This window comes from Streptomyces sp. NPDC059564 (assembly GCF_042735575.1).
In the GTDB taxonomy this organism is placed as follows: domain Bacteria; phylum Actinomycetota; class Actinomycetes; order Streptomycetales; family Streptomycetaceae; genus Streptomyces.
Genome location: NZ_JBHWBP010000447.1, coordinates 1 through 5,499, shown reverse-complemented (window position 1 = coordinate 5,499; position 5,499 = coordinate 1). Strand labels below are relative to the sequence as shown.

Annotated in this window: 6 protein-coding genes; 3 read left to right on the top strand and 3 right to left on the bottom strand. The window is 74.9% G+C overall.

What is annotated here, in order from left to right:
* Positions 1-90: 90 nt before the first annotated feature.
* Complete coding sequence (locus ACFV0Q_RS37835; protein ID WP_385012092.1) at positions 91-822, bottom strand: SDR family oxidoreductase; 732 nt, start codon at positions 820-822, stop codon at positions 91-93.
* A 206-nt stretch (positions 823-1,028) separates the two neighbouring features.
* Between ACFV0Q_RS37835 and ACFV0Q_RS37830 the strand changes: the two genes are divergently transcribed.
* The 3 genes from ACFV0Q_RS37830 (at position 1,029) to ACFV0Q_RS37820 (ending at position 3,049) form a co-directional block, all read left to right on the top strand.
* Positions 1,029-1,448 carry a hypothetical protein gene (locus tag ACFV0Q_RS37830; RefSeq protein ID WP_385012090.1) on the top strand — a complete coding sequence of 140 codons (420 nt, stop codon included), beginning with the start codon at positions 1,029-1,031 and terminating at the stop codon, positions 1,446-1,448.
* Positions 1,449-1,589: 141 nt separating this feature from the next.
* The gene (locus ACFV0Q_RS37825) at positions 1,590-2,189 is read left to right on the top strand and encodes a HutD family protein (protein ID WP_385012088.1); all 600 of its coding nucleotides are present in this window, start codon (positions 1,590-1,592) and stop codon (positions 2,187-2,189) included.
* Between the two features lie 68 nt (positions 2,190-2,257).
* Positions 2,258-3,049 carry a carbonic anhydrase gene (locus tag ACFV0Q_RS37820; RefSeq protein ID WP_385012085.1) on the top strand — a complete coding sequence of 264 codons (792 nt, stop codon included), beginning with the start codon at positions 2,258-2,260 and terminating at the stop codon, positions 3,047-3,049.
* 70 nt (positions 3,050-3,119) lie between these two features.
* On the opposite strand, the gene ACFV0Q_RS37815 is transcribed toward ACFV0Q_RS37820, so the two are convergent.
* Both ACFV0Q_RS37815 and ACFV0Q_RS37810 read right to left on the bottom strand, forming a co-directional pair.
* Positions 3,120-4,868, bottom strand: a complete 1,749-nt coding sequence (locus ACFV0Q_RS37815; protein WP_385012083.1) for a flavin monoamine oxidase family protein — start codon at positions 4,866-4,868, stop codon at positions 3,120-3,122.
* A 173-nt stretch (positions 4,869-5,041) separates the two neighbouring features.
* The coding region (locus tag ACFV0Q_RS37810) for a TetR/AcrR family transcriptional regulator C-terminal domain-containing protein (RefSeq protein WP_385012080.1) at positions 5,042-5,499 on the bottom strand (458 nt) is incomplete at its 5' end.

Below are 5,499 nucleotides of genomic sequence, written 5' to 3'. Positions count from 1 at the left end.
GGTACGGCCAGGGTGCCGTGCGCGGTGACGACTTCGACGTGAGCTGACCTCGGCTGCCCGCCGCCGTACGGCGGCGGGCAGCCGCGCGGGTCAGGCGGCGTGGCCGCCGTCCACGGAGAACTCGGCGCCCGTGATGTACGCGGCCTCTTCCCCGGCGAGGAAGGCGACCAGGTCCGCGACCTCCTCCGGGCGGCCGAAACGGCCGAGGGCGGTCATCGCGGCCTGCGGGTCCGCGTACGGGCCGTCCGCCGGGTTCATGTCCGTGTCGATCGGGCCCGGGTGCACGATGTTCGCCGTGACCCGGCGCCCGCCCAGCTCGCGGGCCAGCGCCTTGGTGAGGCCCGTGAGCGCCGACTTGCTCATCGCGTACAGGGTCCCGCCGGGGCCCGGCACGCGCTGGGTCATGCAGCTGCCGATGGTGATGATCCGCCCTCCCGGGCCCATCCGGCCGGCCGCGGCCTGAGAGGCCAGGAAGACCCCGCGGACGTTGACCGCGATGACGTGGTCGATCTGGGCCAGGGTGAGGTCCTCCAGCGGGCCGAGCACGCCGGCGCCCGCGTTGTTGACGAGGACGTCGAGCCGGCCGAGGCTGTCGGCCGCCCAGTCCACGGCGCCCGCCGCGTCGCCCGCCTCGCCCGCGTCCGCCCGGACCGCGACGGCCCGGCGGCCGAGTGCCCGGATCTTGCCGACCACGGCCTGCGCGGCCGCTTCGTCGGCGGCGTAGGTGATCGCCACGTCGGCGCCCGCCCCGGCCAGGCGCAGTGCGGTGGCCGCGCCGATGCCCCGGCTGCCGCCCGTGACCAGAACCGTCTTGCCGTTCATCTGTCGCTCCTCGCGTAGTTGGTTGCGGTTTCAATGAAACGCGGGGCGGCTCACCGGCGCTGGCGGGAATCCGACCTGGCGTTTCTCCGCCTCCCCACCCCCTTTCGGCGTAACGCCCGGTCCGTCTGGTCGCGGGCCTTCCGGGTGGTGGATAGCCTCGCCAGAGGTCCACACGAGGGGGGAGAACGCCCGAGACGGGAGCCACCGTGAAGTCCCTACCGCGCAGCCGCTGTGCCCGGAGCATCGCCGCAGTCCTGCTGTCCGCCGCCGTCCTGACGGCCGGAGCCGCCGACGCCCTCGCCGCGGCCACCCCGAAGCCGCCCACCTCCCCGAGCGCGAGCCCGGCCGGCCAGGGCGTGATCACCATCAAGGCCGACAAGTCCGAGGTGAAAGCCGGTGGAGAGGTCACCTTCAACGGACGCACCAAGGGCCTGAAGGTCGGCAGCAAGCTGGTCCTCCAGCACCGCAACAACGGCAAGTGGACGACGCTGCAGGCGAGCACCACCGTCAAGAACGGCAGCAGCTACTCCCTGACGGGCAAGCTCAACACCAAGGGCGAGGAGGAGCTGCGCGTCATGGGCGACGGCAAGACGGTCTCCCCGACCGTCGTCGTGAACGTGCGGTGACCCGGCCGCGGCCCGGGGTCCCGGCCGGGCTCCCCGGGCGTGCCCGCCGGTCCCGGCCGGGCCCCCGATAGGCTCGGGCCCGCCGCCCGGGACCCCGTACCGTCCGCCCCGGCGGCACGGACCCGAGGGAAGGAAAGCCGCATGCCCGGCCCCGCCGACATACGGATCCTGCGCGCCGCCGAACGTACGGCGGTGCCGTGGAAGAACGGCGGGGGAGTCACCCGCGAGATCGCCGCCCGGCCCGAGGGCGCGGGCACGGCCGACTTCGCGTGGCGGATCAGCCTGGCCGAAGTGGCCGCGGACGGCCCCTTCTCCGAGTTCCCCGGCGTCGACCGGACGCTCACCCTGGCCGAGGGCGCGGGCATGGACCTCACCGTCGCGGGCGAGCGCCGCCTCGTCGACGAGCGCTACGCGCCCCGGCACTTCCCCGGCGACCGGCCGACCGGCTGCCGGCTGCTGGACGGCCCCGTCGTGAACTTCAACGTGATGTACCGGCGGGAGGGCGTGCGGGCCCGGACGGCCGTCGTACGGGGCGAACTCGCCCTGACCGTCCCGCCGGAGGGGACCCTGCTGGTCTGCGCCCTCGACGGACCGGCCACCCTCGACCGGGGCCCGCTGCCGGGGCCGGCCGCCGAACTCGGGCCGTACGACGCGGCCTTGCTGACGGGTCCCGCCACCGTCCTCCTGCGCACCGAGGGGTACGCGGCCGTGGTCCGGCTGGGTACGAACCCGGACGCCTGACGACGCGATCCCGCCAATCACCTCCCGAACCCTTGGTCAAGGAGAGGCAAAGCGGGATACCGTCGCGCATGTTTTCGAACAAGAAGCCTGGGAACACGCGTACGTCACTCGCCGCCATCCCGAACGCCCGGGCAGGGGAGGGTGGTTCGGCGAGTCGGCGCGCCGTCCTGCGCACCGCCGTGGCCGGGACCGCGGCCGCCGGGTCCGTGCTCGCGCTGGGCTCCGCCTTCCCCGCGACCGCCGCCCCGCCCGGGCCCGCGACCGGGGACCGGCCCACGACCCCCGAGCAGTGCCTGCGCGAGCTGGCGGCCGGCAACCGGCGGTGGCGCACGTACCGCCAGGAGCACCCGCACGAGTCCCCGTCGACCCGGCTCCGGCTCGCCAAGGGGCAGCACCCCTTCGCGATCGTGCTCGGCTGCGTCGATTCCCGCGTCCCCCCGGAACTCGTCTTCGACCAGGGGCTCGGCGATCTGCTGACCGTCCGCTCGGCGGGCGAGGTCCTCGACGAAGCGGTCCTCGGCAGCATCGCGTACGGGGTCCTCGAACTGGCGGTCCCGCTGGTGCTCGTCCTCGGTCACCAGTCCTGCGGGGCCGTCGGCGCGGCCGTCCACGCCGACGAGACCGGCGAGCGGCTGCCCGCGCACATCCAGTACCTGGCCGACCAGATACGTCCCGCGATCGACCACGGCCGGCAGGGCGAGGCCCGCGTCGACGCCACCATCGACGCCCACGCCCGCCGCACCCGCGACCGCCTCGCCGCCGAACCCGACCTGGCCCGCGCGATCTCGGCCGGCAAGCTGGCCGTCGCCGCCGCCCGTTACGACCTCCACGACCAACGCGTGCGCACCTTCGGCCCCTGAGCCGCGGCGCGCGGGCCGCTGTCAGGTCAATCCGGAGAAGCTCGCCGGCCCGCGCCGCCGAACCCCCGGGTCAGGTCTGGGCGCGGATCGCGGCGGCGACGCGTTCGCCGGAGGAAACCGCCGCGTCCAGGGTGGAGTTGTCGACGTCCGTGTGCTCGCCCGCGAAGTGGATCCGGCCCTCCTGGACCCCCTCGTAGCCGGCGATCGAGGTGTACTGGCCGACCTTGTAGTAGTGGTAGGCGCCCAGGTGCCACGGGTCCAGGGACCAATGGTCCTCGTACGCCTTCCCGTTGAACGCGGACGTCGTGCCCGGGTAGGAGCGCTCGGCCTGGGAGAGGAACCAGTCCACGTCCGCCGCCGGGGCCGGGCCGTGCGCGGCCCCGGTGAGCCGGTCGCGCGCGGTGTTCCCGCCCGGGAAGGCGACCAGGAGCGCGGGCGCGCCGTCCGGGCCCTGCGCGACCGAGCCGTCCCAGGCCGTCTGGTAGCCGAGCGGCCCGGTGTTGGTGATGCCGTTGAAGCCGAGCCGCGGCCAGGTCTTCCCCGACAGCTGGGTGACGAGCTTCCCGTTCTGCCCCATGCCCTGCTGCCCGATCGCGGTGGTCTTGCGGGCGGAGAGGCCGGCCCGGGAGAGGTCGACCCGGCGCAGGGTGCTGAACGGCAGGGCCAGCACCACGTGGTCGGCGGGTACGGAGACGGTGGCGCCGCCGTGGCCGAAGACGCAGGTGTAGGAGCGGTCGGCGTTCTGGCGCAGCGCGACCAGCTCGTACCCCTGCCGGACCGTGCCCGGCGGCAGCCCCGCCGCCATCCCGCTGACCAGCTGGTCGTTGCCTCCGGCCAGGTGGTACATCTCGTCGAACCCGCCCCCGGCGAAGACCGGCGAGCCCCCGAGGAAGCCGATCATCCCGAGCGCGGAGGCCTCGGCGGGTTCGCCGCCCGACTGGAGCTGCAGCGACTGGACGAGCTGCCCCAGCCGGGAGCCCGAGGGCAGCCCGATCTCGTCGAGGTAGTCCAGGCAGGACAGCCGGTCCAGGCGGCGCGCCTCGGGGGTGGCGCTGTTCCAGCGGGCGCTGCCGGCCGCCGCGTAGGAGGCGCTGAAGGCCTGGTAGGCCGTCGCGGTCCAGTCGTCCTGCTGCTGACTGCCCACGTAGGAGCTCTCGTTGATCCAGGCGGTGTAGTCCCCGGTGTCCAGCGCGCCGCCGCCCGCGTACTCGCGCCGGATGCCCAGGGAGCGAGCCAGGTTCAGGGTGGCGGTGTCGGTGGAGCTGATGAAGGAGCCGCCGTGCTCGTGGACGGCCCCGCCGTCGAAGAAGCCGCGCAGGGACCAGCAGCGGCCGCCGATGTGGGTGGTGTCCGCCTCGTACACGGTGGTGGCGATCGGGGCGCCCTGGTTCCACAGCCGGTGCGCGCAGCGCAGCCCGGCGAGTCCCGCTCCGACGATCACGATACGAGGGCCCGCGCTCCCGGCGCCGGAGGAGGCGGCCGCCGCCCGCCGGGCGGCGAGGGGACCACCCGGAACGGCGCCCGCCACAGCGAGCGCCCCCGCCGAGGCGAGCACCCTCCGGCGGCTGAACCCCCTCCCGGCGCGGGCCTCTCGGCGCTCGGCGCGACGGGCCCGCTCGCGCCGGACGGCTTCGGCGTGCTCGCCGGCGACCTCGGCGACGGGCATCGCGCGGCGCAGGGCCTCGGCGTGCAGGGAGAAGGCGAGGCGGAGCCGGTCGGGGACGCCGGCGCGCGAGGCGGACGGGAGCGTGGCGGCGGTGCGGAGCGGTGCGGCGGAGCGGGGCGAGGCGGAGGCAGGTTCCTGGTGCGCGTGTCGCATGTGATCCCTCATCTCGGAGGCCGGACCCGGGGACGGGCGTGGCGCTCGGGCCGAGGGGAGTGAACCGCTGGCGCAACGCAGTTGTCAACGGTGTTGCGCGAACTGCGGCACGCTGGTGCCGCGTTGGTGCCGGGCCGGGGGGCCGCCGCCGCGCCCGGCGGCCCCGCGCGGCCTTACGCCTCGCGCAGGGTGCGGACCCGGGTTTCGATCGAGGTGATCAGCGCCTCGACCCTGGCCCGGAAGATCTGTTCGTCCGTCACCTCGGCGAGTTCGGTGCTCAGCCGGGTGATGTGGGGGAACCCCTCCGCGTCGACCAGCCGGTACTCGCGGCTCCAGGAGGACTCGTCGGCCGCGCGGACGTCCGGGTCGAAGAGCAGGTAGGCCGCGCGCTGGCCGACGTAGGCGAGGAGGGAGTCCCCGACCATCCGGTAGTGGACGGCCGCCTCGGCGCCGTCGAGCCCGGCCTCCGTGACGGCCCCGAGGATCAGCTCGACGACCCGGAACTCGTTGGGCCTGCGGGTGGTCCGGCTGGCCATGGTGGAGCCGACCACCGGGTACTTGAGCGCGACCTCCAGTGAGCCGTCGGCCAGGGCCCGCAGCCGGTCCTTCCAGCCGAGGCCCTCGGGGATGC